24 protein-coding genes and 3 pseudogenes are annotated in these 22,994 nt (G+C 53.1%); 8 read left to right on the forward strand and 19 right to left on the reverse strand.

Annotation, left to right across the window (positions count from 1 at the left end; translation table 11 throughout):
- Window positions 1-48: 48 nt before the first annotated feature.
- Both A0V43_RS12605 and tnpA read left to right on the forward strand, forming a co-directional pair.
- A complete protein-coding gene (locus A0V43_RS12605; RefSeq protein WP_063193867.1) occupies window positions 49-399 on the forward strand; it encodes a YuzC family spore coat inner layer protein in 351 nt (116 codons plus the stop codon).
- An 895-nt stretch (window positions 400-1,294) separates the two neighbouring features.
- A pseudogene (tnpA, locus tag A0V43_RS19190) lies at window positions 1,295-1,699 on the forward strand (IS200/IS605 family transposase).
- On the opposite strand, the gene A0V43_RS12610 reads toward tnpA, so the two are convergent.
- Window positions 1,696-2,574, reverse strand: a complete 879-nt coding sequence (locus A0V43_RS12610; RefSeq protein ID WP_063193223.1) for an IS982 family transposase — start codon at window positions 2,572-2,574, stop codon at window positions 1,696-1,698. The pseudogene tnpA and the gene A0V43_RS12610 sit on opposite strands and share 4 nt — an antisense overlap.
- A 140-nt stretch (window positions 2,575-2,714) precedes the next feature.
- Between A0V43_RS12610 and A0V43_RS12615 the strand changes: the two genes are divergently transcribed.
- Entirely contained in the window at window positions 2,715-3,824 is a 1,110-nt protein-coding gene (locus tag A0V43_RS12615; RefSeq protein ID WP_063193224.1) for an RNA-guided endonuclease InsQ/TnpB family protein, read from the forward strand.
- Between the two features lie 707 nt (window positions 3,825-4,531).
- Here the strand turns inward: A0V43_RS12615 and A0V43_RS19825 are convergent.
- Both A0V43_RS19825 and A0V43_RS19830 read right to left on the reverse strand, forming a co-directional pair.
- Window positions 4,532-4,780: a hypothetical protein gene (locus A0V43_RS19825; protein ID WP_164834620.1), complete on the reverse strand. Its 249-nt coding sequence runs from the start codon at window positions 4,778-4,780 to the stop codon at window positions 4,532-4,534.
- Window positions 4,761-4,919: a hypothetical protein gene (locus A0V43_RS19830; protein WP_164834621.1), complete on the reverse strand. Its 159-nt coding sequence runs from the start codon at window positions 4,917-4,919 to the stop codon at window positions 4,761-4,763. Before A0V43_RS19830 ends, A0V43_RS19825 begins: the two co-directional genes overlap by 20 nt.
- A gap of 171 nt (window positions 4,920-5,090) precedes the next feature.
- On the opposite strand from A0V43_RS19830, the gene A0V43_RS12620 reads away from it, so the two are divergent.
- Window positions 5,091-5,696, forward strand: a complete 606-nt coding sequence (locus A0V43_RS12620) for a biotin transporter BioY (protein ID WP_063193225.1) — start codon at window positions 5,091-5,093, stop codon at window positions 5,694-5,696.
- 96 nt (window positions 5,697-5,792) lie between these two features.
- Here A0V43_RS12620 and A0V43_RS12625 read toward each other — a convergent pair whose 3' ends face one another.
- From A0V43_RS12625 to A0V43_RS12635, 3 genes are all read right to left on the reverse strand, one after another.
- Window positions 5,793-6,791: an inorganic phosphate transporter gene (locus A0V43_RS12625; RefSeq protein ID WP_063193226.1), complete on the reverse strand. Its 999-nt coding sequence runs from the start codon at window positions 6,789-6,791 to the stop codon at window positions 5,793-5,795.
- Between the two features lie 18 nt (window positions 6,792-6,809).
- Entirely contained in the window at window positions 6,810-7,430 is a 621-nt protein-coding gene (locus A0V43_RS12630; protein ID WP_063193227.1) for a DUF47 domain-containing protein, read from the reverse strand.
- Window positions 7,431-7,704: 274 nt separating this feature from the next.
- Window positions 7,705-9,198 carry a leucyl aminopeptidase gene (locus A0V43_RS12635; RefSeq protein WP_063193228.1) on the reverse strand — a complete coding sequence of 498 codons (1,494 nt, stop codon included), beginning with the start codon at window positions 9,196-9,198 and terminating at the stop codon, window positions 7,705-7,707.
- Window positions 9,199-9,381: 183 nt separating this feature from the next.
- Between A0V43_RS12635 and A0V43_RS12640 the strand changes: the two genes are divergently transcribed.
- Window positions 9,382-10,191 carry a cobalamin-binding protein gene (locus A0V43_RS12640; protein ID WP_063193229.1) on the forward strand — a complete coding sequence of 270 codons (810 nt, stop codon included), beginning with the start codon at window positions 9,382-9,384 and terminating at the stop codon, window positions 10,189-10,191.
- Between the two features lie 17 nt (window positions 10,192-10,208).
- Here the strand turns inward: A0V43_RS12640 and A0V43_RS12645 are convergent, their stop codons facing one another.
- The 5 genes from A0V43_RS12645 to A0V43_RS12660 all read right to left on the reverse strand — a co-directional run bounded on the left by A0V43_RS12645 (window position 10,209) and on the right by A0V43_RS12660 (window position 13,762).
- Window positions 10,209-10,847, reverse strand: coding sequence for a 3D domain-containing protein (locus tag A0V43_RS12645; protein ID WP_013524522.1), 639 nt, complete (start codon window positions 10,845-10,847; stop codon window positions 10,209-10,211).
- Window positions 10,848-11,204: 357 nt separating this feature from the next.
- On the reverse strand, window positions 11,205-11,528 hold the full coding sequence (locus A0V43_RS12650; protein ID WP_063193230.1) for a YuiB family protein: 324 nt from the start codon (window positions 11,526-11,528) through the stop codon (window positions 11,205-11,207).
- Window positions 11,529-11,654: 126 nt separating this feature from the next.
- A complete protein-coding gene (locus A0V43_RS19835; RefSeq protein WP_013144343.1) occupies window positions 11,655-11,792 on the reverse strand; it encodes a YuiA family protein in 138 nt (45 codons plus the stop codon).
- 123 nt (window positions 11,793-11,915) lie between these two features.
- Window positions 11,916-12,419: an NUDIX domain-containing protein gene (locus tag A0V43_RS12655; RefSeq protein WP_053915003.1), complete on the reverse strand. Its 504-nt coding sequence runs from the start codon at window positions 12,417-12,419 to the stop codon at window positions 11,916-11,918.
- Between the two features lie 119 nt (window positions 12,420-12,538).
- Window positions 12,539-13,762, reverse strand: coding sequence for an NAD(P)/FAD-dependent oxidoreductase (locus tag A0V43_RS12660; protein ID WP_063193231.1), 1,224 nt, complete (start codon window positions 13,760-13,762; stop codon window positions 12,539-12,541).
- Between the two features lie 281 nt (window positions 13,763-14,043).
- On the opposite strand from A0V43_RS12660, the gene A0V43_RS12665 reads away from it, so the two are divergent.
- On the forward strand, window positions 14,044-15,042 hold the full coding sequence (locus A0V43_RS12665) for an NAD(P)/FAD-dependent oxidoreductase (RefSeq protein ID WP_206501566.1): 999 nt from the start codon (window positions 14,044-14,046) through the stop codon (window positions 15,040-15,042).
- 163 nt (window positions 15,043-15,205) lie between these two features.
- On the opposite strand, the gene A0V43_RS12670 is transcribed toward A0V43_RS12665, so the two are convergent.
- From A0V43_RS12670 to A0V43_RS12685, 4 genes and pseudogenes are all read right to left on the reverse strand, one after another.
- A complete protein-coding gene (locus A0V43_RS12670; RefSeq protein ID WP_063193233.1) occupies window positions 15,206-15,508 on the reverse strand; it encodes a LapA family protein in 303 nt (100 codons plus the stop codon).
- A gap of 208 nt (window positions 15,509-15,716) precedes the next feature.
- Window positions 15,717-16,082 (reverse strand): HesB/IscA family protein, encoded by a 366-nt coding sequence (locus A0V43_RS12675; protein ID WP_060788229.1) that lies wholly within the window; start codon window positions 16,080-16,082, stop codon window positions 15,717-15,719.
- Window positions 16,083-16,223: 141 nt separating this feature from the next.
- A pseudogene (dapF, locus tag A0V43_RS12680) lies at window positions 16,224-17,095 on the reverse strand (diaminopimelate epimerase).
- 132 nt (window positions 17,096-17,227) lie between these two features.
- On the reverse strand, window positions 17,228-17,467 hold the full coding sequence (locus A0V43_RS12685) for a YuzB family protein (RefSeq protein WP_063193234.1): 240 nt from the start codon (window positions 17,465-17,467) through the stop codon (window positions 17,228-17,230).
- Window positions 17,468-17,636: 169 nt separating this feature from the next.
- Here A0V43_RS12685 and A0V43_RS12690 point away from each other — a divergent pair, with 169 nt between their 5' ends.
- Window positions 17,637-18,707: an NAD(P)/FAD-dependent oxidoreductase gene (locus A0V43_RS12690; protein WP_011232429.1), complete on the forward strand. Its 1,071-nt coding sequence runs from the start codon at window positions 17,637-17,639 to the stop codon at window positions 18,705-18,707.
- A gap of 38 nt (window positions 18,708-18,745) precedes the next feature.
- On the opposite strand, the gene A0V43_RS12695 is transcribed toward A0V43_RS12690, so the two are convergent.
- Window positions 18,746-19,099 carry a YuzD family protein gene (locus A0V43_RS12695; RefSeq protein WP_015375727.1) on the reverse strand — a complete coding sequence of 118 codons (354 nt, stop codon included), beginning with the start codon at window positions 19,097-19,099 and terminating at the stop codon, window positions 18,746-18,748.
- Between the two features lie 84 nt (window positions 19,100-19,183).
- Between A0V43_RS12695 and A0V43_RS12700 the strand changes: the two genes are divergently transcribed.
- Window positions 19,184-19,426 (forward strand): NifU family protein, encoded by a 243-nt coding sequence (locus tag A0V43_RS12700; protein WP_011232431.1) that lies wholly within the window; start codon window positions 19,184-19,186, stop codon window positions 19,424-19,426.
- A gap of 236 nt (window positions 19,427-19,662) precedes the next feature.
- Here the strand turns inward: A0V43_RS12700 and thrB are convergent.
- From thrB to A0V43_RS12720, 3 genes and pseudogenes are all read right to left on the reverse strand, one after another.
- A pseudogene (gene thrB / locus A0V43_RS12710) lies at window positions 19,663-20,576 on the reverse strand (homoserine kinase).
- Window positions 20,573-21,634, reverse strand: a complete 1,062-nt coding sequence (gene thrC / locus A0V43_RS12715) for a threonine synthase (RefSeq protein WP_053413984.1) — start codon at window positions 21,632-21,634, stop codon at window positions 20,573-20,575. The pseudogene thrB and the gene thrC overlap by 4 nt, the downstream one beginning before the upstream one ends.
- Window positions 21,634-22,932 carry a homoserine dehydrogenase gene (locus tag A0V43_RS12720; RefSeq protein ID WP_011232434.1) on the reverse strand — a complete coding sequence of 433 codons (1,299 nt, stop codon included), beginning with the start codon at window positions 22,930-22,932 and terminating at the stop codon, window positions 21,634-21,636. The genes thrC and A0V43_RS12720 overlap by 1 nt, the downstream gene beginning before the upstream one ends.
- Window positions 22,933-22,994: the final 62 nt, after the last annotated feature.

Raw genomic sequence — 22,994 nt, forward strand, 5'->3', positions numbered from 1 at the left:
CATATCGTAATATCGGATTCCATTTTCGGAAAGGAGGCGCAAGCAGCCATGTTCACCCCGTTCCCGCGGATGCCGGCCGGCCCGTACCCTCCGATCGACCCGGCGCTCTTTTCCCAGTCCGCCACTACGGCGCAGACGCTGATGAACGATGCTGCCACCGTTTTGAAAAAACTGGCCGAGTCCCGTTCGTTCGCGGCCTCGGTCATGTCGGCCGCCCAAGAAGGAAAAACGGAGGAAGTGAAACGCCTCATCCGCTCGCTCGGCATCCGCTCGAAAACCGATGTGTATTTCAATCCCGACGGCATCCGCCTGACGTTGTCGCCGCCGCCCGGTTCGTTCCCGTGCTGCCAGCTTGCCATCGGCTTGCGCTGGAACGTGTTTTCGCCTTTTCACGGATAGCCTTCGCCATCGCGGCGGCGGGCGAAAAGGAAAAAACGGCCGTCAAGCAGCCTTCTCTCTTCGCATTCGCCGCTTTGGCGGCTGCCAACATCTGTTCACGACGGTCGCATCCGGCGCGACAGCGCCGCTTCCAGACGATGCACAGCGCTGGAAGCGGTGTTGTCGTTGGCGCCTTGCTGGGCCAGAAGCTCCTTTCACACCAAAACGGTTCTCGCCGCCGACCTTCGTGAAAGAAAAAAAGACAGCGATCGTCCCATCGCCGTCTGGCGCCTAAACAAACTTGCCGGGCACCAACGCCCGGCGTCCCCTTTCGTTCACATTGCGCATCCGATTACGTGCGTCGATAGATGATATCCCCGACAATGATCGTGATCAACGAAATCAACCATCGTCATCTTGACCGCCTTGTAGTCTAAAGAGCGCAACACTTGTTCTTCAAACATGTAGACGAAAAAGAACATGACCATCAGCATGGCAACAAACAAGACAAACATTTTTTTCGATTCATGGAAACCGGTTCTCCTTCATCAGAATGCATCCAACATACAGGCTTTCTCTATATTCTCCTTATAGAACGGAACAAACAGACGAATTGTCGTTCTGTCGGCCGAATCCGCCACATCCATTTTATTCGCCTTCGGTTAGGCAGGATGACTTGAACCTTTTGCATAATCGCTACTTTTTCGTTTGAATATGGTTTTTAATCTCATTTAACAATTTCATGATTTCCTCATTTTGTTGTGTCACTCTTTTTAACATCTTTCCGAAAGAAGTCTCCCACTTCTAAACGAAGTGAAAGTGGGAGATGAATTTCGGTTAGGTATAGCCTAAAATTGTCTCTTTTTTGTGTGTTATGATATAATCAGTTTTAGAAAAATGAAAGGCTGTTGTATCAATGAAATTAGACAATAATAACCATTCAGTGTTCCTATTGTATTATCATCTTGTGCTGGTTGTAAAATATCGCAGACCAGTGATTGATGATACCATATCTGACTATGCAAAAGATATGTTTGTGAGATTGGGTAAAAATTACAATATTTCCTTGGTCGAATGGAATCACGATATGGACCATGTGCATATTTTGTTCAAAGCACATCCAAATCGTGAATGATCCAAGTTCATCAATGCCTATAAAAGTGCAAGTTCTCGACTGATCAAAAAGCATTTTCCGCAAGTGAAAAGAAAACTGTGGAAAGAATATTTTTGGTCAAGAAGCTTTTGCCTGCTTACAACGGGTGGTGCGCCCATTGAAGTAATAAAAAAATATATAGAACCCGTGGTGCTAGTTGAGTCTTAACGCTCAACTAGCCCAAGAACAACAAGCGAGTAAGCCAGTAAAATACCATCCAGTGCCGTTTCAAATCCAGAAACCGAGTTCGCTCGAATCTCGGTGATCCGATACGAATCGACTAAAATCGAAAACACGGTTTCCACCACTTTACGTTTTCGCTTCATCCACTGTTTCCATGCGTCCGATTGGCGAATTCGCTGATTTTTTCGAACGGGCGTCCAAAAAGCGACTCGGTGCTCTTCGTACAGCTTCTTTTGCAGCTTTTGGCTGATATACCCTTTGTCACCGAGGTTATACGGATGTGGAATTTGCGTCATGACGGTTTCAGCGGCCACCCGGTCGTGACAAGACGCTTCGGTGACAACATATCCCATCGGAAGCCCTTGGTCGGTGACCTGCAGGTGAAGTTTCCACCCATAGAAAGTGACCCTTTTGGAAGCACAATAGCCAATATCGGCAATTCCACGGAATCGTTTGACGCGATGCATTCGAGCTGAATGACACAGCTCGATCGGCAAGCTGTCCACGACTGCATACGCATGGTGTTGCCCACGCTTGGCTAGCTGGTGCCGAATCCACTTGATCGCAAAGCTAAGCGCTCGGCAGCGACGGTTGTACCGAGAACGCTCAGGGAATAAGTCCTTGGGAAACAAATTCCCAATCACAAACCGATGCCAAGCCCGTTCGGAAGTGAAGCCCAACAACTTTCCAAGGACATGGATGGTGATGATGACTTCGTCTTTCTGTTTCAACAAATGACGATTTCGACGTTGAAGAGGAATCTGGATACTCGATAGTTGAGCCGATACAAAAAGCAAAATCGATGCATATTGTTTTTGAAGTTTGACACGATCTGTTGTAAAATGAAAGTGCTCTTGCATGGGAACCTCTCCTTTTGATGTTTGGTTGCACTTTCATTTTAAGGAGTTCCTCATGCAAGGGCTATTTTTTATGCTTGTCTGATTTTATCTAGCACCACGGGTATATAGAAAATCAAGGTATGAAGTGATGTGGTGTCGATATGGCAAACAAAGCCTATCAGTTCCGTCTGTACCCAACAAAAGAACAAGAACAACGGCTCGCCAAAACCTTCGGCTGTGTCCGTTTCGTTTACAACAAAATGCTTGAAGAGCGCATACAAATGTTTGAAAAGTTCAAGGACGATCAAGAATCCTTGAAACAGCAAACATTTCCGACCCCTGCCAAGTACAAAAAGGAATTTCCTTGGCTAAAAGAAGTGGACAGCCTTGCGCTGGCAAACGCCCAATTGAATTTGCAGAAAGCGTTTCAACACTTCTTTTCCGGCCGCGCTGGATTTCCCAAGTTCAAAAACCGCAAGGCGAAACAGTCGTACACCACAAATGTGGTGAATGGCAACATCAAGCTTTCAGATGGCTATATCAAGCTGCCCAAACTGAAATGGATCAAGCTCAAGCAACACCGGGAGATTCCTGCCCACCATATCATCAAGGCTTGTACGATCACGAAAACCAAAACAGGAAAATACTATATTTCTATCCTCACAGAGTACGAACATCAACCTGCCCCAAAAGCAGTACAAACGGTGGTTGGGCTTGACTTTTCCATGAGTACGCTGTATGTCGATAGCGAGGGTAAGAGAGCCAATTATCCTCGATTCTATCGCAAAGCATTGGAAACATTAGCGAAAGAACAGCGTAAATGGTCTCGTAAAAAGAAAGGCTCGAATCGTTGGCACAAACAGCGTCTGAAAGTAGCGAAGCTGCATGAGAAAATTGCCAACCAGCGCAAGGACTTTCTGCATAAGGAGTCGCACAAATTAGCGAAACGGTATGATTGCGTGGTCATCGAAGACCTCAACATGAAAGGGATGTCACAAGCCCTCCATTTCGGTCAAGGCGTTCATGACAACGGCTGGGGCATGTTCACCACTTTCCTTCAGTACAAGCTGGCCGAACAGGGGAAGAAGCTGATCAAAATCGACAAATGGTTCCCCTCGTCCAAAACGTGTTCGTGCTGCGGTCGAGTCAAGGAGTCTCTATCGCTTTCTGAACGGACATTCCGCTGTGAATGTGGATTCGAGAGCGACAGGGACGTCAATGCGGCCATCAATATCAAACATGAGGGCATGAAACGATTGGCGATCGTCTAATTTGTCCTCGAACCGTGGGGCACACGGGGATCGCTCGGTCAACTTCCCATCATGAGATGGGATTACCCGAGAAGCCCCCACCTCTAAGCGAAGCGTAGGTGGTGGGAGTATGTCACATCTTTGGTTGCAAAAAGAACATAGTAAACCACGAAAACGAACAAACCGATCAAAAACAATACAATCAAAACGATCTCTAACAAATTGAGTTCACCCTTTATTTATTCTGAAAAGAGTAAATCCTCCAGAAGGCTGGTGATTTAACAGAAAATGCGGTTCAATCATGCCACTTCTCAAGTTGAGAAACCTTATAAATGTTCCTCTTCTCGCCACTCAAGAATCATCGGTTCAGGGGAAATGGGTGTTTTTCACCGGCCTTCCAGGTAATTATTAATTATTTTATGGTCTGTGTGGGTTTTTCATAGAACTTTTGACGCTACCTCAGTTCCTTACCAAGTACACGTTATGGTAAACCAACTACATATTGGCTCTTCACCACAAAGTGTACTTGACAAAGAAAGACGATTATGATAGAGAAAATCAAAACAGCATTTTTCCTTTTTATACCACACATCTCTTTGAGCAACATTGCTATCATGTTTGTCTTTAAAAGTCAAGTGCATCTTTTGGTGATGAACCTACATATTTACAATTATAATTTTACTGGAAATTAAAAAAAGGAACTTTATCACCATATCAAAAATAGGTATTTATTCATAAAAATCAATAAATTCATTTTCTTCTATTCTTTTCATGCCGAAAAACCCATTGAAAAACGAGCACGGCATCCGAGCCGGCAGCATTTTATCAGAACGACAAGACCACTCTAAGGGAACACGATTGGGAGGCGGCCATCTTTTTTCGCTCGATCCCCCGGCTTTTTCGAGGCGCGGAGCGGTCCAAGACGTTTTTCTTTCCCATCCATCCGCGCCCCTTCTTTCACGCATTGCCGTTTTCATCCATGGGCTGCCGCCTCCCGATTTCGGCTGGGGTGCGCAAATCGTAGCCGTCGCCGTGTTTGCTTGTGTGGATGATGTCTTCGTTCGCCCCGATTTTGCTCGCCCGCTTCAGCTCCTCATCCGGCACGAACCGATCCATGGACAAGACCTCCTTTCACGCTCCTCGCCGCGTTGTCCGCATGAAGCGCTCGAGGAGCCATTTTTCTTATCATTCCCCTAGCCGCTTGATCATCCGCCGAAAAAAGAGGATTGACAGCCTAGCGGTTGTTCGGTACGATTTTGTTAACGAAACAAAAAAAGGGGTTTACATATGGAACGACGGAGTTCCCTTCGACCGATTGACATGACGCTCGCCGCCATGTTCGTCGCCTTGATGGCGATCGGGGCGAACATTACGTCGTGGGCGCCGTTTTTGGTCGTCGGCGGTGTTCCGATTACACTGCAGACGTTTTTCTGCGTCTTGGCCGGAGCGGTGCTCGGGCGGCGGCTCGGTGCGGTGGCCATGATTGTGTACATGCTCGTCGGACTTGCCGGCGTGCCGGTGTTTGCCAAATTCAGCGGCGGACTATCGATGATTTTCCAGCCGACATTTGGCTTCATTCTTTCTTTTATCGTTGCCGCTTATGCGACCGGATGGATTATCAACCGCGGCCCGCAGCCGGCGTCCAAGGTCCGTTTCATCACCGCCGCCTTGGTCGGCATGGTCATCAACTATGTCATCGGCACGAACTGGATGTACATGGCGTACAAACTATGGGCAGAGGCGCCGGAAGGGCTTTCGTACGGCATGGTGTGGGGCTGGATGCTCGCCCCGCTGCCAAAAGACATTTTGTTGTCGATCGCAGCCGGCGTGATCGCCCCGCGCCTTTGCCGGGCGATCGGACGCTCTTCCGCCGCGGACCGTCCGGCGGCCTGACCGAAAGGGGCCAGCCAAAACGAGAACGTTTCTGAAGCTTGCGGCATACGGCAATGAGAAAGGGTGTCCTGAATTTTTTGGGACACCCTTTTGGCATTAGAAAAACAGCCGGAGAATTTGGTATACAAATCCGGCAATGAGTGCGGAGATTGGCAACGTGATGATCCACGTCATGACAATGCGGCGGGCGACGCCCCATTTGACGCCTTTCACCCGTTGGGCGGCGCCGACCCCCATGATGGCCGAGGAAATGACGTGCGTCGTACTGACTGGCAAATGCAACAACGTGGCGGAAAAAATGACGAGCGCCGAGGATAAGTCCGCTGCCGCCCCATTGACAGGGCGGATTTTCATAATTTTTCCACCGACCGTTTTGATGATCTTCCATCCGCCGACAGCCGTCCCCAATCCCATGGCTAAGGCGGCAGAAATGCGCACCCATTCCGGCACGACATCTGAGTGGTGCATTTCGGCAGCGATCAGCGCCATCGTAATGATGCCCATCGTTTTTTGGGCGTCATTCGTTCCATGCGTATACGCCTGCAATGCAGCCGTTACAACTTGAAATAGACGAAACCCTTTGGTTGTTCTTGTTAAATTGGCGTCTTTAAATAAGAAACGAAACAAACTCATAATGACAAACCCAACACCCATCGCCAAAAATGGAGAAATAATCAATGATTCCAAAATTTTAAGAAAACCTTGGTAGTGGATTACATCCCAGCCAGCGGCGGAAATGGCTGCCCCAGCGACCGAACCGATGAGTGCATGCGACGAACTGCTCGGGATTCCGTAGTACCAAGTAATCAAGTTCCATGCAATGGCGGCGGCCAGCGCTGCCAAAATGACGAGAGAACCGTTCTCAAGGGTGAATGGATCGACAATGTCTTTCGTAATCGTTTTCGCGACGCCGGTAAAGGTGAGCGCGCCGATAAAGTTCATCGTCGCAGCCAAAATAATGGCTTGACGCGGCGTGAGCGCCCTTGTTGACACCGATGTGGCAATGGCGTTGGCCGTATCATGGAAGCCGTTGATAAAGTCAAACGCCAATGCGAAAATGACGATGCAGATCGTTAAAATCAGGATCGTATCCATAAACACAGCGTCCCCTTTTTATGCGTTGCGCATGATAATCGTCTCTAACGTATTGGCGACATCTTCACAACTGTCGGCAATCTCTTCGAGCATTTCGTAAAGCTCTTTGTATTGAATGAGTTTAATCGGGTCTTTTTGCGTCACAAACAAGTTTTTAATCGACGCGCGCAAAATTTCGTCGCACTTCGTTTCATAGTCCTTGATTTTAATGGCATGTTGGCGCATATCGAGCAATTTTTTGTTCGCAAGCAGTTCGAGGGCGTGAACAATTTCAATCGTGCTTTGATAAATATAGTCAAAAAACTTCACCATATGTTCATCGATGTCCGTGAACGAAAACATTTCAAACCGCGCCGAACATTGCTCAAACCCGTCAAGCACATCATCCATTTTCATCGCCAACTGGTGGATGTCTTCCCGCTCGATCGGCGTGATGAACGTTTTGTTTAACTGAACGACAAGCTCATGAATGAACGAATCGCCTTTCCGTTCGTACTCTTTCATGACGCGGGCGAACTCTTTTAAGTCGCTGACATTTCGAATTTGATACTCAACAAAATATTGCGCCGCTTCCTTCACATTTTCCGAAATCGTAAACAACATGTCGAAGAAAACGTCTTTTTTCGGTGAAAAAATCATATTTTACACCCTCCATTTGCGAAATCAAAATCACCGCTACTTATTGTAACAATTTACACACCATTTACAATACGACAACAAAAAACTTTACACGAAATTTACACCACATTTACATTTTGTTCGCTTTTCTGGCGAATGCACTATGTAGCATGCCAAACAAAAGCCGAAGCTATGCACGTCCGCTTCGGCTCGTTCGCTGCCGGCATACCCCGCCCTCACACTTGGCGCCTCTGCACCAAGGCAGCGCCTGTCGATCGGCCTGCCGGCGTTCGTTTTATTCAAACCGCTCGACAAACGCGATGAGCGTGCGCACCATTACGCCTGTCGCCCCAGCCGGACCGAGGTCGCCGTCTTTCTTTGCAGTCGCCGTTCCGGCAATGTCCAAATGCACCCACGGGGTGTCTTCGGCAAACTCGCCGATGAACGCCCCGCCCATAATGGCGTGCCCTTCCCGCCCCGGAGAATTGTTCAAGTCGGCGATTTTGCTGCTTCGCACCCGCTCGCGGTCGTTTTCTGTAATGGGCAGCCGCCAAATGAACTCTCCGGTTTCCATCGACGCTTCAAGCAATTGCTCAAACAGCGCTTCATTGTTCGTCATCGCGCCCGTTTTGTCCGTGCCCAGGGCGACGATCACCCCGCCCGTCAACGTGGCGACATCGATGATATAGCTGGCGCCGTGCTGTTTCGCATAGGTCACCGCATCGGCCAAAATGAGCCGTCCTTCCGCATCCGTGTTTTTCACTTCAATCGTTTTTCCCGACAAGGAGGTAATGACATCATCCGGCTTGAACGCCCCGCCGCTGATCATATTATCGGTCGCCGGAATGACGGCGAGCACGTTTTGTTCCGGCCGCAGTTCGCCGATTGCTTCCATCGCCCCGAGCACCGCCGCCGCGCCGGCCATATCGGTTTTCATGTCGACCATGCCATCGCGCGGCTTCAAACAATAGCCGCCCGTATCGAACGTCACCCCTTTGCCGACGAGGGCGATCACGTCTTCCCACTCGTCTTTTCCTTGGTATTTTAAGACGATCAGTTTGGGCGGCTGTTTCGAGCCTTGATTGACGGCCAAAAGCGCTCCCATGCCGAGCCGCTCCATGTCTTCTTTCTCCAAAACTTCATAATCAAAATCGTACCGGTCAGCGAGCTTCACGGCATAATCAGCCAAATCCGACGCCGTCAGCAAATTCCCCGGCGTATTGACAAGCGTGCGCGCCGAATTCGTCGCCTTCCCGTATACCGAGCCGACAAACAAGCTCGCTTCAATTTCCACCGCTTCGGCCGCCGTGTAGACGATGAGCGATTCGAACTGGTAGTCCGGTTCTGACTTTTTCTGCTTATACCCAGGGAATTCATACGTCGCCAAATGATAGGCTTCCGCCAAGGCGTGCGCCGCTTCGTTTCCATCGACGACCTCGGTCGTAAACGTGTCCAGCGCGACCGCCGCTTTCGTCCGCTTCGCCTGCTTCAACGCGCGAAACAGCTTGCCGAACGCTTCGCGCAAGCGCGCAAACGTCAACTCTTCTTTTTTGCCGAGACCGACGAAATACAGCCGCTTCGCCCCCATCGGCAAAAATGGATGAACGGTGGCGATGCGCCCCCGCTTCGCGGAAATATCGCCTTCTTTCTGCAGTTCCGACAGCCGTCCGCCAAGACGGGCATCGTATTCGCCGGCAAGGCCGCTCCATGAATTCGCTCCTTCAAACAAACCGATGACAAGCGCTTCATCCCGTTCCTCTGCCGACGGCAACGGTTTTACGGTAAACATCGTCTCATCCCTTTCCGTGTTGATTCATTCCCACATTCATTATAGCGAAGCAAAACGATTCTTTCGACTATCTAAATTTCTCTCTTTGCGTTCACCCAAAAAAATCAGCCGAAACGGACAGGAAATCACGCAAGGCAAGGCGAATCCGTAATCATCACGATGATGTAGAAAGGACCGACGCTGATGAGAATCGTTTCCCTTTGTCCAAGCAACACCGAACTGCTCGCCTATCTCGGCCGCCTTGGCGATGTCGCCGCCGTCGACGATTCGTCCGACTGGCCGCCTGAGGTGAAGCAGCTGCCGAAAGTCGGGCCGGATCTGCGCATTGATATGGATCAAGTCGAGACGCTCAAACCGGATCTCGTCGTCGCCTCCTTAAGCGTGCCCGGCATGGAGCGCAACGTCGAGGAGCTCAAACGGCGCGGGCTCCCGCATCTCGTCTTGGCGCCAAATTCGCTCGATGACATTGCCAACGACCTTCTTCGGCTTGGCGAGGCGCTTGGCGAAACGAAAAAAGCGGCCGAACTCGTCCGCCGCTATCGCGAGTTTCTCGCTGAATACCGCGAGCGAGCCGCATCGGCTGAACCGTCCCGCCTTTATTGGGAATGGTGGCCGCGGCCGATCTTCACACCGGGCGGCGCCAACTGGCTGAGCGAACTAAGTGAGCTCGCCGGCGGGCGCAACATTTTCTCCGACATCCCGCAAGCGAGCGTTCAAACGGAATGGGACGACGTTCTCGCCCGCAACCCGTCGCACATCTTGCTCGTTTGGGTCGGCGTGCAGACAAAAAAAATGAGCCCGAAAGCCGTCACGGCGCGCCCGAATGCCCAACAGGCCGAGGCGGTCCGCACCGGGAACATCCACATTTTAGAAGAATCGCTCTATTGCCGCCCGTCTCCGCGCCTCTTGGTCGGATTAAAAAAATTGGCGCCGCTTTTGCATCCGGCGCTGTTTCCTCCCGCCGACGACAGCGATCCGCTCCTTGGCGGCTGACGGGCGGGAGCCCTCCTTTAACTTTTCGATTCCAAATATTGCTGCCGGAACACTTGCATCGTTTCATCTTCGTTCAGCCGCTTCAACTCCTCTTCCGACAGCGTGCCGTCCCCTTTTTGGATAATGTACACTTGCACTTTCCTTTTTCCCCAATATTTATAGACATCTTCCACGGTTTCGTAATATAAATCAAGACGATGGCCTTTGATCGCCCCGCCTTTGTCGGCGACGACGCCGAATCCGTATCCAGGGATGAACAAAATCGTGCCGATCGGAAAGATCGATAAATCGGCAGCAATCGTCGAATACAGGTCGCGCTTGACGCGGACGCCGGAGTAGGTGATGCCATACTCAGGGTGATCGGGCGTTTTCCCGGTCGATTCAATGCCGGCTGTATAGCCGGTGGCGACCACTTCAACGGATGGATATTTTGACCAGTCAAAATGATCCTCAAGCCGCAAAACGGAGCGGCCCCCGTTTTTCGCGAGCTCTTTCATTCCCCAAATGGGCTGATGATCCATCGATAAAGCGCTCGGAAAGGGATGGAGGACCGTCTTCGCGTCAACCCCGGAAACGGACTCGAATGTCGCCAAGAGCGCCGCCAAAAACAGCAGCGTCATCGCGGTTCGGCGCACGAACTGCCTAAACCCATTCAATGCTCTCAACTCCTCTCACACCTCTATTTATCTCCATCCAAAATCGAAATATTCATTGCGAAGACGGCAAAAAACGAACAAGCCGCCAGCTTCATCACGTCGGTGAACGGCTTTGGCGCAAGCATCCTCGGCAACGGCTATTGCCCGACACATCCGCTCCGCACAAACGCCATCATCAGCCTGTCCGCCAAAAAGAGTCCTCACCGCAACATATACTGGACAAGCGATATCGTTTCCGGAGCAAGGATGCCGAAGTCATTGCTGAATTTTCCCTGCAAGAGGGCATGTTCTGAAAAAATCAAGCGCCGCTTCCGACGAAAAGCCAAAAAAAAAACGCCTCTGCAGGGCAGAGACTCTTTAAAACATTTGATACCCTTTCGCCCGCAGCGTGCGGATCGCCCATCCGGCGCAAAGAGCGCCGGCAAAGCCGCTTGACAAAATCAACAGATCCGCCGCCGCCAGCGAAGTGATTTTCCGGCCGAGCGCGGCGAACGCCTCGGACGGCGCGGTGAAATAGCGCGTCAACGGCACATCATCAATAATGAAAACCGCAATCAACGGAAAGCAGACCGCCAAAATCCACGTCATGCGCAAAATCATGTTCAACAAAAAACCAATGCCAAAAAACAAAACGAAAAACAATACCATCGAAATCAATACGACTGGCAAACTCATTTGCATCCGCCCTTCACCTCCCGTACACCCGTTTTCAGTGTACTGGATCGGGCGGATGACCGTCAATGTTCATTCTCTTCTTCATGATCGCCTGATTGTTTCCAAACGATGTTTCATATCCTCAGACGAACGTCAATGGTCGTCATCCTCTTCGCCATCGCTTCCCGTTCCTTGGCAACTGTAGCACGTTTCCGATCCGCCCAAAAGCAGCTGAACGTATCCATGCCCCTCGCAGTACGGGCAGTCGTTTATGGTCCATGTTTTTGTCATCGATGTTCCCCTCCGTTTCTTTTTTGTTAATATATCAAAATTTTCTGTAAAAACAAACGGCGATTCTCCCCCATTTTCGTCCGTGTAAGCGGATACATCTTTCGATCGCTTTTATTTTCTTGACTATTCTTTCAATTTCGATGATTCGAAGTAAAGGCGGTATTTCGTGTAGCCGAACGGATCGCCGGGATTGAGTCCATCATGCAGCGAAAGGGAATCAAGCGGCTCGAGCGCCAACAAATAGCGAAGCAAGCCTGATGTGTTCGGATCATTCTGAAGCGCCGTTTTGCTTAAAAACGCGGCGGCATACAGCTCATCCGTCTGCACGACGATGTCGCGCGAGAGCGGGCGCAACAGAAAAATCGCCATATTGTCGCTGATCTCCCCAGCGATGACGCCGGTGCGCAAGCCAAGAAGCGCGACCGGTTCGGCGTCGATCCCCGTTTCTTCCTTCACTTCCCGAACCGCCGCCTCATCGAGCATTTCCCCCGGCTGGACGAACCCGGCCGGCAGCGACCATTTGCCTTTTAGCCCGCTGTATTTTTTCTTGACAACGAGCCATTCCCCGCTCTCGTTTATGACCAGTCCGGCCGCCGCAATCCAAACGTTTCCTCGTTTGTTGTCCATCGTCCTCATCCTTTTCTCCCTATCTTTATGCACTGTTTGTATTTCGACAATCGAGCGGCGGATCCCTGTTTCGTTGCCATGCAAAAAGCTCCCGCCATCACGGGAGCTTTTTGGATCGATTAGAAAAATTTAAATTTGCCTTTTTTCATCACAAGCGACGAACCGCCGATCAAATACAGGGCGCGGTTGTCAATCACTTTTTTCATGAAGCTCGCTTTGGCGCCCCACAGCTTTTTGCCGAACACGACGCCGATGGCATCATCATGGCCAAGCGAGCAAACCGTCCCTTTAATATCCGGCTTAAACGGCTCCAGCTCCCCTCGTCCACGGATGAGCACCGCCAAGTTTTTCGCACACAGCTGGCCTTCTTGCATGGCGATTTGCGCCGTCGGCGGATACGGGCGGTTCGTTTCTTCATCAATCACGAGCGAACAGTCGCCGACGACGAAAATGTCTTCATGCCCCGGGACACGCAAGTACGGGTCCACTTTAATGCGCGCCCGCGCCGCTTCAAATCCAGATTCCTCGATGACACGGCTGCCGCGCACGCCGGCCGCCCAAATGACTGTGCCGGCTTTAATTTCCTCGACATCATCACCTTTGGCGACAATGATGCCATCCGGCGTGCATTCCTTAATCGCCGTGCCGATTCGAAACTCGACTCCTTTGCGCTCAAGCTGGCTGACCGCGTACTCGACGAGCTCCGGATCGAAGCCCGGCAGCGCCGTGGGCGCCGCCTCCACGCAAATGATGCGCACTTTGTGCGGGTCGATGTCATACTCGCGGCACAGCTCCGGCATCCGGTTGGCGAGCTCGCCTAAAAATTCAATGCCGGTAAATCCCGCCCCGCCGACGACGATCGTCAATCGCTCCTCTTTCTTTTCCTCTTCCGCGTTGTACGTCGCAAACTGGTATTCGATATGTTCGCGGATTTGCCGCGCGGCGTCGACATTGGCGATCGAAAATGCGTATTCCTTCAACCCTTTGATGCCGAACGTTTCTGATTCAAACCCAAGGGCAATGACGAGATAATCGTACGTCAGCTCGCCGTTTTCAAGCAGCACTTTCTTTTCATTTGGAATGATTTTCGTCACCGTATCTTGGATGAATTTCACTTTGTTCCGGTCGATGACATCGCGGATCGGATAGCGGACACGGTCATGATGCAGCGTCCCAGCCGACGCCTCATGAAGCCATGTCGTCTCATAATGGTAATCGTGCTTGTTGACGAGCGTAATGTTCGCTTCGTTCACGCCGATGAGCTTTTGCAGGCGAACGGTCGTCATCAACCCGCCATAGCCAGCGCCTAAAATGACAACGTTTGGCTTTCTCACCTGAATCACTTCCACCCTTTTTAATTTTTTTCCACACGTTTCTTATAGCTTTTGCTGCGGCCCCCGTTTTTATTGAGCAAAATTTGTGAAATACTTCACGTTCCTTGCCAAAAAAATGTCGGGAGACTGTCACAAAACGTTAACAATTTCTCCACTCATCATATTAGTCCTTTTTCTTTCCCATTTCAAGACTTTTTTCGCCGTTTTGTCCTAAAAAATTTCTTTCGTTTGGACAGCGTCGATTTATGGTAAGATAGAGTTGTGCAGCCATCCATTTCATGCAGGGAGGGATGTTGATGAAAGAAGATCGCACGATGTATGACGTCACGATCATCGGCGGCGGGCCGACCGGGATGTTTGCCGCGTTTTACGGCGGCTTGCGGCAAATGAAAGTCAAAATTATCGAAAGCCTTCCGCAGCTTGGAGGGCAGCTGGCCGCGTTATATCCGGAAAAATACATATATGATGTCGCCGGATTTCCGAAAGTGCGCGCCCAAGAGCTTGTCAACCAGCTGAAAGAGCAGATGGACCTATTTTCGCCGACCGTCTGCCTAAACGAGTCGGTCGACACGCTCGAAAAGCAGGAGGACGGAACGTTTAAACTCGTCACCAATCAACAAATCCATTATTCGAAAACGGTCATTATCACCGCCGGAAACGGCGCCTTTCAGCCGCGTCGGCTCGAAATCGAAAGCGCTTCCCGCTATGAAGGAAAAAACTTGCATTACTTCATCAACGACTTGGAGCAGTTTTCCGGAAAGCGCGTGCTCGTCTGCGGCGGCGGCGACTCGGCTGTTGACTGGTCGCTCATGCTCGAACCGATCGCCCAAAGCGTCACGATTGTGCACCGCCGCGACAAGTTCCGCGCCCATGAACATAGCGTCGAGCAGCTCAAGAAGTCCAGCGTGCAAGTGAAAACGCCGTTTGTGCCCGTTGAACTCGTCGGCGATGAACACGCCATCCGCCAAGTCATCCTCGAGCATGTGAAAGAAGGAACGAAAGAAACGGTCGATGTCGACGCCGTCATTGTCAACTACGGCTTTATTTCTTCGCTTGGCCCGATCAAAAACTGGGGGCTTGACATCGAAAAAAATGCGATCAAAGTCAACTCGCGGATGGAAACGAACATCCCCGGCGTGTATGCGGCGGGCGACATTTGCACGTACGACGGAAAAATCAAGCTGATCGCCTGCGGCTTTGGCGAAGCGCCGATCGCCATCAGCAGCGCGAAAACGTTCATCGATCCGACGGCGCGGATGCAGCCGGCGCACTCGACATCGCTGTTTTAATGGCGCTCCGTCGGGAAAACAAGCGGAAGCGAAGGGGGCGCTCGGCATTTCGCCTTAACGCCGCATCCCGACTGATTGGAGCCATTCGTATAGCCCGCCCCGTCCACACCCGTTTTTCAAGCAAAAGGCGCCCCCTCTTTGTTGGGGGCGCCTTGCTCGTGCCTCATCCCTCTCGCTCCAGCGAAACCGACTCGTCATCATGATTCCCAGCCTTGTTTTTCGTCCATTCCTCCCGCTCTCTCTCAAGCAACTTCACCTGCCGGCGCAGGCTGAACAAACGCACCCATCCGAGCATGCCGACGACAAGGCCGCCAAGGGCGGCTGAACCTAAAATGACGATAATGAGCGGCAAGCGGGTTTCGCCGACTAAATAATGGATCGTCACCTGCTCGACATTCGCCACCGCCAGCAGCGCCACAAAGAGCGCCAAGACAAGCGCCAAGATGACATTGATTTGTCCTTTCATCGTTTCTCCTCCTTTGGCGCTCCCGAAAAGGCCGATGTTGGAGCGCGGCCGTTTTCCCCAATTTCGTGAGGGAAAGACCACCCTTCCAACATTTCGCCAATCGGTGCACGCCCGCGTTTTCAACCGGCCTTCTCAAGGAGCCCGACGATCATGGCAAGGCAGGCCGTTTGCCTCTGCCGGGCGGATGGAGGTCAACCTGTCCGTCCGCTTAGCATTGCTCCGGCGTGCCGGCATTGGTCGCTGTGCGGAACGAGGAGCCGCAGCCGCATGTCGCAATGGCATTCGGATTGTTGATCGTAAACCCACCGCCAAGCAGCGACTGTTTATAGTCGATGACCGTTCCGCGCAAAATCGGCGCGCTGTCGCGGTCCACCAAAATTTTGATGCCGTGTTGCTCAAATTCGATGTCATCCTCACGCCGCTCATGGTCAAACCCCATGCCGTACGACAACCCGCTGCAGCCGCCGCCATGGACGCCGACGCGCAAGTACGCGCCCTCTTCTCCCTGCTCTTTCATCATATCTTTGATTTGAAACGCTGCCGCTTCTGTCAGCGTAATAACTGCCTCTGCCATCCATGATCCCTCCTTTAACGGTTGACACTGGCCAAACAGCTTGGCCGTTTTTCGACCGATTCGCCCGACGACTCGGATAGGGCGAATCGTCTTGAATGGCTCCCTCTTCCCTTATAGTATACCGTCTTCGCCTTTCGGTGCTCAACCGTTCCGCCCGCCTCGGTAGTAATAAACGCCGGTGCACACGGTCTCCGCCGGACCGGTCATGCGCACGCGCCCGTCGTGCCCCCATACGATCGTTAAATCGCCGCCGGCCAAATGGACGACCGTTTCCTCCCCGCGCACTGTTTTGCCGTTTAACACCGAAGCGACGACCGCCGCGCACGCTCCGGTCCCGCACGCCTGCGTCACGCCGGAGCCGCGCTCCCAGACGCGGAAATGAAGCTCGCGCTCGTTCACCACTTCGACAAACTCGACGTTCACCCCTTCCGGAAAGCGCGGATCTTTTTCGACGAGCGGGCCAAGCGTCGTCACCGGCGCACGGCGGATGTCGTCGACGTAAAAGATCACATGCGGGTTGCCCATGGACACCGCCGTCATTTCATATTCGCCCCAGCGATGGCAAACGGCTCGGCGACGACTCGTTCCGCTTTTGGTCCAACCATCGGAATGGCGCTGCGCTCAAGGCGCGGCTCGCCCATATCGACCGTCACGCTTGTCACTTCGCCATCTGCTACTGCAACACGGGCTTCGACAAGCCCGGAGAGCGTTTCAATCAAAAAGGTGCGGTCGCGGACGATGCCGTGCTCGTACGCGTATTTCGCCACGCAGCGCAAGCCGTTGCCGCAGTTTTTCCCTTCCGAGCCGTCGCTGTTAAAAATGCGCATTTTGAGTGGCGCTTTCTCCGATGGACAAATGAGAATCAAGCCATCGGAGCCGATACCTGTGTGGACATCGGCGACGCTGCGGGCGATCGCCGGCAGCTCCTCCTCGGGCAATGTTTCGCGGAACAAGTCGACGTATATGTAACTATTACCCAATCCGTGCATTTTCGTAAACGAAAAAGAACGCACATGACTCCCTCCTGAACATTTTTTGCGCTTCGCATGTATAATGGCGGCATATCCTGGGCACAATGGGAATATCCCCGTTTTTTCATTATACATTGAAGAGGATGCCGCATCGCGGACATCCTCCTTTTTTCGTTAAAACATTGGGTTTTCCTCGAGATGCCGATAAATATTTTCCACGAGCTGCTCGGGCGTTTCGCCGCTGACAAACTCGCCGTTGACGAGCGCAAACAGCGTTTCCGCGCAGCGTGTGCAATAGCTTAAGCAACTGTATTCCATGATGTCCAAGTTCGGATCCCTTTCCAACATTTCCATTGCTTTGTACGACCCGCTGGCTAAGTTGCTGATGCAAAATTCGATGATGGGCAACATCATATGCGGTTCACCTTCCTCTTCCCATCGTAGCGGTTTTCCGGCGCGGCGTCAATGGACATGCTCGTTCGATCGAGGAAGCGGAAAAATGATTGTTCTTTTGTCACAAATTCGTTATACTTTTCTATGGCATTGCCGGCTTTCGAAACTCGTCAAAAGGGGATTTTTCACGATGAGACAACTTGTATTGCTTGGCGGAGGATACGGCAATATGCGCATTTTGCAGCGCCTCCTCCCGGACGAATTGCCAAACGACATTCATATTATCCTCATCGACCGCGTTCCGTACCATTGTTTAAAAACGGAATATTACGCCTTGGCCGCGGGAACGGTCAGCGACCATCACATCCGCGTCCCGTTTCCGGAACATCCGCAGCTTGTGTACCAATTCGGCGAAGTCGTCTCGATTGATCTCGACCAGCAGCTCGTCCATTTAAAGGATGGGAGCAGCGTCCGCTACGATGATGTCGTGATCGGATTGGGCTGCGAAGACAAATACCACGGGGTGCCGGGCGCCGAGGCGCATACGTACAGCATCCAGTCGATCGATAAGGCGCGCGCCGCCTATGAAGCGCTGAACAATTTGCCGCCGAAAGCGACGGTCGGCATCGTCGGCGCGGGATTGAGCGGCGTCGAACTGGCCAGCGAACTGGCGGAGAGCCGTCCGGACTTGCACATTAAGCTGTTTGACCGCGGTGAGCGCATTTTGCCGATGTTTCCGAAACGGTTGAGCGATTATGTGGAAGGATGGTTCGTGGAACACAAGGTGGAAATCGTCCGCAACTCCAACGTCACGAAAGTCGAACCTGGCGTCTTGTACAACCACGACGAACCGGTCAAGTGCGACGTCATCGTCTGGACGGCCGGCATTCAGCCCAACCGCGTCGTCCGCGAACTGAATGTCGAAAAGGACAAGCAAGGCCGCGTCGTGCTGACGAAGCGCCATCACATTCCCGGCTATGAAAACGCCTACGTCGTCGGCGACTGTGCGAGCCTGCCGCATTCCCCGAGCGCCCAGCTCGCTGAAGCGCAAGCCGAGCAAATCGTCCAAGTGCTGCAAAAGCGGTGGAACGGAGAAGAACCACCGAGCGAATTCCCGCCGATCAAATTAAAAGGCATTCTCGGCTCGCTCGGCAAAAAGCACGGCTTCGGCTTGCTCGCCGACCGCCCGCTCACCGGCCGGGTGCCGCGTTTGTTGAAATCAGGCATTTTGTGGATGTACAAGCATCACCATGGGTATTGATAGCACAACTGACCCTTATTCGATGAAAAAGGCGGAGTTCATTCCGCCTTTTTCCCTTCCGGCGCCGACGGTTGATACCCAAATTTTTCCATTTCTGCACAAATCGCCTTGAGCCGCGGGTTGCCTTCGGCGACGACGTTTCCTTCGATCACCACCACCGGGTACACCCAATCTTCTTCGACGATCGTCTGCGCGAGCTCCCGCTTCTCCTCATCATCGGCCGGCGGCGCAAAAATGTCGACGTACGTCATCACAAACGGCTGATCCGGATACTTGCGGCGCAGCGCGGCCTCGAGCCACTCGTACGTTTCTTTCGACGACGGCAGCTGCACGCATGCCGGGCAAATGACGTCAGCCCCGTACACACAAATTTCAACCGGCTTGAATGTCATCGTTGTCACCCTTTGCAAAAGCAAAATTTATCATTAGATTTTTTTTGTCACCATGATTATAATAAAAACTAAGGAAAGGAGTCGATGGAAATGACGGATCAAGAAATCAAAGAACAAGTGCAAGAAGTGTTGGATAAACTGCGTCCGTTCCTGCTTCGCGACGGCGGCGACTGCGAACTCGTCGATGTCGAAGACGGCGTCGTGAAACTTCGCCTCCTCGGCGCGTGCGGCAGCTGCCCGAGCTCGACGATTACGCTCAAAGCCGGAATTGAGCGCGCCTTGTTTGAAGAAGTGCCGGGCGTCGTCGAAGTGGAACAAGTGTTTTAATATGAAAAATCCGAACAGCGGCCGCTGTTCGGATTTTTTTATCGCCAGCGGGGCGGCGAGCCGACGGGGAGGCTTTTGATGGGCAGCCACAACCCGCCTGATCGGGCGCTTCTCCGTTTTCGTTTCCTTCCAATTGTGCAAGGAAAACCGTCATATCGTTCGCCCGCTCCCAAGCGCGGCGGCGAAACGGCCAGGCCGCTGAACGAACTTCTGTTCGCGCTGGCGCCCAAGAAGGTTCAAGCTTCAAGCGCCAGCTTGTAGACGCAGCTGCCGCGCGGCTCGACGGAAAGACGCGCGATGTCGCACGTCGGAAAATGCGGGCGCAGCCGGCGCGCGAGCCGCTCTCCTTGGCCCGGTTCGGCAAAGACGAGCACCGTCGGCCCCGCTCCGCTCAGCGCTGCACCGATCGCTCCGTATTCAAGAGCGAGCGCCTCGGCCCGCTCGAGTTCCGGAACGAGCTGTCTCCGATACGGCTGATGGAACAGATCGGCGGCCATCATCCGGCCGGCAAGCTTCCAGTTTTTCGTGAGCAACGCGGCGACGAGAACGTTGCTGACGGCGCTCGCCTCGACCGCCCTCTCTCTCGTCCATTGTTCCGGCAGCTGCCCGCGCGCTTTTTTCGTTTCCAGTTCATACTCGGGAATAATGGCGACAAGCTCTACATCCAATTCGGGAATATGGACGACATCCACGCCCGCCTCGCGGCAGCAGCCGATGACAAGCCCCCGTACAACGAGGCGCCGACATTGTCCGGATGTCCTTCGTATCGAGTCGCCAACTCCATCTTTTGCTCGCGCGGCAACTGAAGCCCAAGCAACGCGTCGGCGAGCTCAATGCCGGCGACGACCGCCGCCGCGCTGCTCCCGAGCCCGCGCGTAAACGGAATGTCGCTGTACACATCGACCGCACAGCTTGGCAGCCGGCGGCCGTAAACGTCCGCCGTCTCCGCCGCCACTTGGTACACCAAATTGTCCGTCCCGCGCGGAATACCGCTCACTTCCGCTGTCTTTGGCGCAAACGACCACGCATCCGCCAAGCGGACGTCAAGCGTCAAATAGCGATTGACCGCGAGCCCAATCGAGTCAAATCCTGGACCTAGGTTCGCCGTGCTTCCCGGAACGACGATCTTCAACATCTCGTCTTCTTTCATGCCCGGACAACCCCTTGCAAATGCTCCAAGACAACTTGTTCATCGTTCGGCAGCACGATCGGTTCGATCGCCGCGGTCTCCAAGGCGATGGCCGGGTCTTTCAATCCGTTGCCAGTGAGAACCGCGACGACGAGGCTGCCGCGTTCGATTTCGTTCCGTTCGCGCTGCTTGATCACCCCGGCGATCGCCGCGCATGACGCCGGTTCGGCAAAAATGCCTTCCGTCCGGGCGAGCCGCTTGTAGGCGGCCAAAATTTCTGCGTCGCTCACCTCATCAATTTTCCCGCGCGACTCGCTCGCCGCCTCGACCGCTTTGTCCCAGCTCGCCGGATTGCCGATGCGGATCGCGGTCGCCACCGTCTCCGGCTGTTCAATCACCCGGTTGCGGACGATCGCCGCCGCTCCTTCCGCTTCAAAGCCGCGCATTTGCGGCAAGCCCGTTCCTTTCGCTCCATGGTACTCCTTAAACCCTTTCCAATAGGCGGTGATGTTGCCGGCGTTGCCGACTGGAATGGCGAGCACGTCCGGGGCGCGCCCAAGCTGGTCGCACACTTCAAACGCCGCCGTTTTTTGCCCTTCGATCCGGTACGGATTGACCGAGTTGACGAGCGTAATCGGCGCCGTTTCGCTCAACCGGCGCACCATCTTCAGCGCCTCGTCAAAGTTGCCGTCAATCGCAAAAATTTCCGCGCCATACATGGCGGCTTGCGCCAACTTGCCGAGAGCGATCTTGCCGTTCGGAACGACGACGAGGCAGCGCATGCCGGCGCGCGCCGCATAGGCGGCCGCTGAAGCCGATGTATTGCCGGTTGAGGCGCAGATGATCGTATGGCTTCCTTCCTCTTTCGCCTTGGCCACCGCCATCACCATGCCGCGGTCTTTAAACGAACCGGTCGGATTCGCCCCTTCGACCTTGACATAGAGCGCAATGCCGAGCTCCTCCGACAAGCGCGGCAGCGGGATGAGCGGCGTATTCCCTTCGCAAAGCGACAGCCTCGGCGTCGCCGCAGAGAGCGGCAAAAACTCGCCGTAGGCGTCAAGCAGCCCTTTCCATGCCATTACCGTTTCTCTCCTTCCACTCGATACGAGCTTTGCACCCGTTCGACGATTTCCAAATCGCCGAGCTGCTGCAAAATGTCTTCGTAGTCTTGCTGCGAAGCGTCATGCGTGACGATGACGATTTCCGCCAGGCCATCCTCTTTCAGCGGCAATTGCAAAATTTTCTCAAAGCTCACCCCGCGCTCGGAAAACAGCGTCGTAATTTTGGCAAACGCGCCGACCTGGTCTTTGACGTGAATGCGCAAAAAGTATTTCGAGAAAATTTCCGCCGGCGTCTTCAACTGCTTTTCATATTGCGGCGCGACGGCATAGCGGCCGTTGACGCCAAGGCGCATATTTTTCATCACCGCGACCAAGTCGGAGACAACCGCCGTCGCCGTCGGCAAGCTCCCGGCCCCCGGCCCGTAAAACATCGTCTCTCCGACCGCTTCGCCGTATACGTACACCGCATTGTATTCGTTGTGTACGGACGCCAACGGATGCGAATCCGGCAAAAACGTCGGCTGGACGCTCACCTCGACCTTCTGCCCGTCGCGCTGGGCGATGCCGATCAATTTCATCGTGTAGCCGAGCCGCTTCCCGTAGTTCAAGTCTTCCTCCGTCACTTGGGTGATGCCTTTCACTTGCACATCGTCCAAGTCGATGTCCATTGAAAAGCCAAGGCGGGCCAAAATCGCCATTTTCCGCGCCGCATCCAGCCCTTCGACGTCTGACGTCGGATCGGCTTCCGCAAACCCGAGCGCCTGCGCTTCGGCGAGCACGTCCTCATAGGAAGCGCCGTTTTGCGACATTTTCGTCAAAATGTAGTTCGTCGTCCCATTCACAATGCCCATGAGCTTCGTAATCCGGTCCGACGCCAAGCCGTCGACCAAGCTGCGCAAAATCGGAATGCCGCCGGCGACGCTCGCTTCATAAAACAAATCGCAGCGGTATTCCGCCGCCACCCGAAGCAGCTCCGACCCGTAGACGGCCATTAAGTCTTTATTGGCGGTCACGACATGCTTCCCTTGGCGCAGCGCCCGCAATAGCAGCTCTTTTGTCTCCTCAATGCCGCCCATCACTTCGATGATGACATCAATGTCCGGATCGTCAATCACCTCAGCCGCACTCGTCGTAAGGAGCGACGGGTCAACGGCGACATCACGCGGTTTCTGTACATCCCGGACAAGGATTTTTTTCACCTTCACCGGGCAGCCAACCTGATGCATCAACTTTTCCTGATGGTTTTCAATAATTTTGACCACGCCGCTCCCGACCGTTCCTAATCCTAACAATCCGACCAAAATTGGTTTTTCCATGATTCCCGCCCCTTCTGTTTACGTACAGTAGACATTTGTATTTTTATAGTAGACATTATAAA

It is taken from the genome of Geobacillus sp. JS12 (genome assembly GCF_001592395.1).
GTDB lineage: Bacteria > Bacillota > Bacilli > Bacillales > Anoxybacillaceae > Geobacillus > Geobacillus zalihae.

Excerpts from the sequence above, each read along its gene's own strand:
- A0V43_RS19825 (WP_164834620.1), bottom strand. The coding sequence starts at position 4,780 with ATGAAAACGGCAATGCGTGAAAGAAGGGGCGCGGATGGATGGGAAAGA.
- A0V43_RS12665 (WP_206501566.1), top strand. The coding sequence starts at position 14,044 with ATGTTGATGAAAGAAGATCGCACGATGTATGACGTCACGATCATCGGC.
- A0V43_RS12720 (WP_011232434.1), bottom strand. The coding sequence starts at position 22,932 with ATGGAAAAACCAATTTTGGTCGGATTGTTAGGATTAGGAACGGTCGGG.
- A0V43_RS12605 (WP_063193867.1), top strand. The coding sequence starts at position 49 with ATGTTCACCCCGTTCCCGCGGATGCCGGCCGGCCCGTACCCTCCGATC.
- A0V43_RS12670 (WP_063193233.1), bottom strand. The coding sequence starts at position 15,508 with ATGAAAGGACAAATCAATGTCATCTTGGCGCTTGTCTTGGCGCTCTTT.
- A0V43_RS12630 (WP_063193227.1), bottom strand. The coding sequence starts at position 7,430 with ATGATTTTTTCACCGAAAAAAGACGTTTTCTTCGACATGTTGTTTACG.
- thrC (WP_053413984.1), bottom strand. The coding sequence starts at position 21,634 with ATGGCATGGAAAGGGCTGCTTGACGCCTACGGCGAGTTTTTGCCGCTC.
- A0V43_RS19830 (WP_164834621.1), bottom strand. The coding sequence starts at position 4,919 with ATGGATCGGTTCGTGCCGGATGAGGAGCTGAAGCGGGCGAGCAAAATC.
- A0V43_RS12640 (WP_063193229.1), top strand. The coding sequence starts at position 9,382 with ATGAGAATCGTTTCCCTTTGTCCAAGCAACACCGAACTGCTCGCCTAT.
- A0V43_RS12690 (WP_011232429.1), top strand. The coding sequence starts at position 17,637 with ATGAGACAACTTGTATTGCTTGGCGGAGGATACGGCAATATGCGCATT.
- A0V43_RS12655 (WP_053915003.1), bottom strand. The coding sequence starts at position 12,419 with ATGGACAACAAACGAGGAAACGTTTGGATTGCGGCGGCCGGACTGGTC.
- A0V43_RS12685 (WP_063193234.1), bottom strand. The coding sequence starts at position 17,467 with ATGATGTTGCCCATCATCGAATTTTGCATCAGCAACTTAGCCAGCGGG.
- A0V43_RS12650 (WP_063193230.1), bottom strand. The coding sequence starts at position 11,528 with ATGCAAATGAGTTTGCCAGTCGTATTGATTTCGATGGTATTGTTTTTC.
- A0V43_RS12610 (WP_063193223.1), bottom strand. The coding sequence starts at position 2,574 with ATGCAAGAGCACTTTCATTTTACAACAGATCGTGTCAAACTTCAAAAA.
- A0V43_RS12635 (WP_063193228.1), bottom strand. The coding sequence starts at position 9,198 with ATGTTTACCGTAAAACCGTTGCCGTCGGCAGAGGAACGGGATGAAGCG.
- A0V43_RS12615 (WP_063193224.1), top strand. The coding sequence starts at position 2,715 with ATGGCAAACAAAGCCTATCAGTTCCGTCTGTACCCAACAAAAGAACAA.
- A0V43_RS19835 (WP_013144343.1), bottom strand. The coding sequence starts at position 11,792 with ATGACAAAAACATGGACCATAAACGACTGCCCGTACTGCGAGGGGCAT.
- A0V43_RS12620 (WP_063193225.1), top strand. The coding sequence starts at position 5,091 with ATGGAACGACGGAGTTCCCTTCGACCGATTGACATGACGCTCGCCGCC.
- A0V43_RS12675 (WP_060788229.1), bottom strand. The coding sequence starts at position 16,082 with ATGGCAGAGGCAGTTATTACGCTGACAGAAGCGGCAGCGTTTCAAATC.
- A0V43_RS12625 (WP_063193226.1), bottom strand. The coding sequence starts at position 6,791 with ATGGATACGATCCTGATTTTAACGATCTGCATCGTCATTTTCGCATTG.
- A0V43_RS12700 (WP_011232431.1), top strand. The coding sequence starts at position 19,184 with ATGGAAATGACGGATCAAGAAATCAAAGAACAAGTGCAAGAAGTGTTG.
- A0V43_RS12695 (WP_015375727.1), bottom strand. The coding sequence starts at position 19,099 with ATGACATTCAAGCCGGTTGAAATTTGTGTGTACGGGGCTGACGTCATT.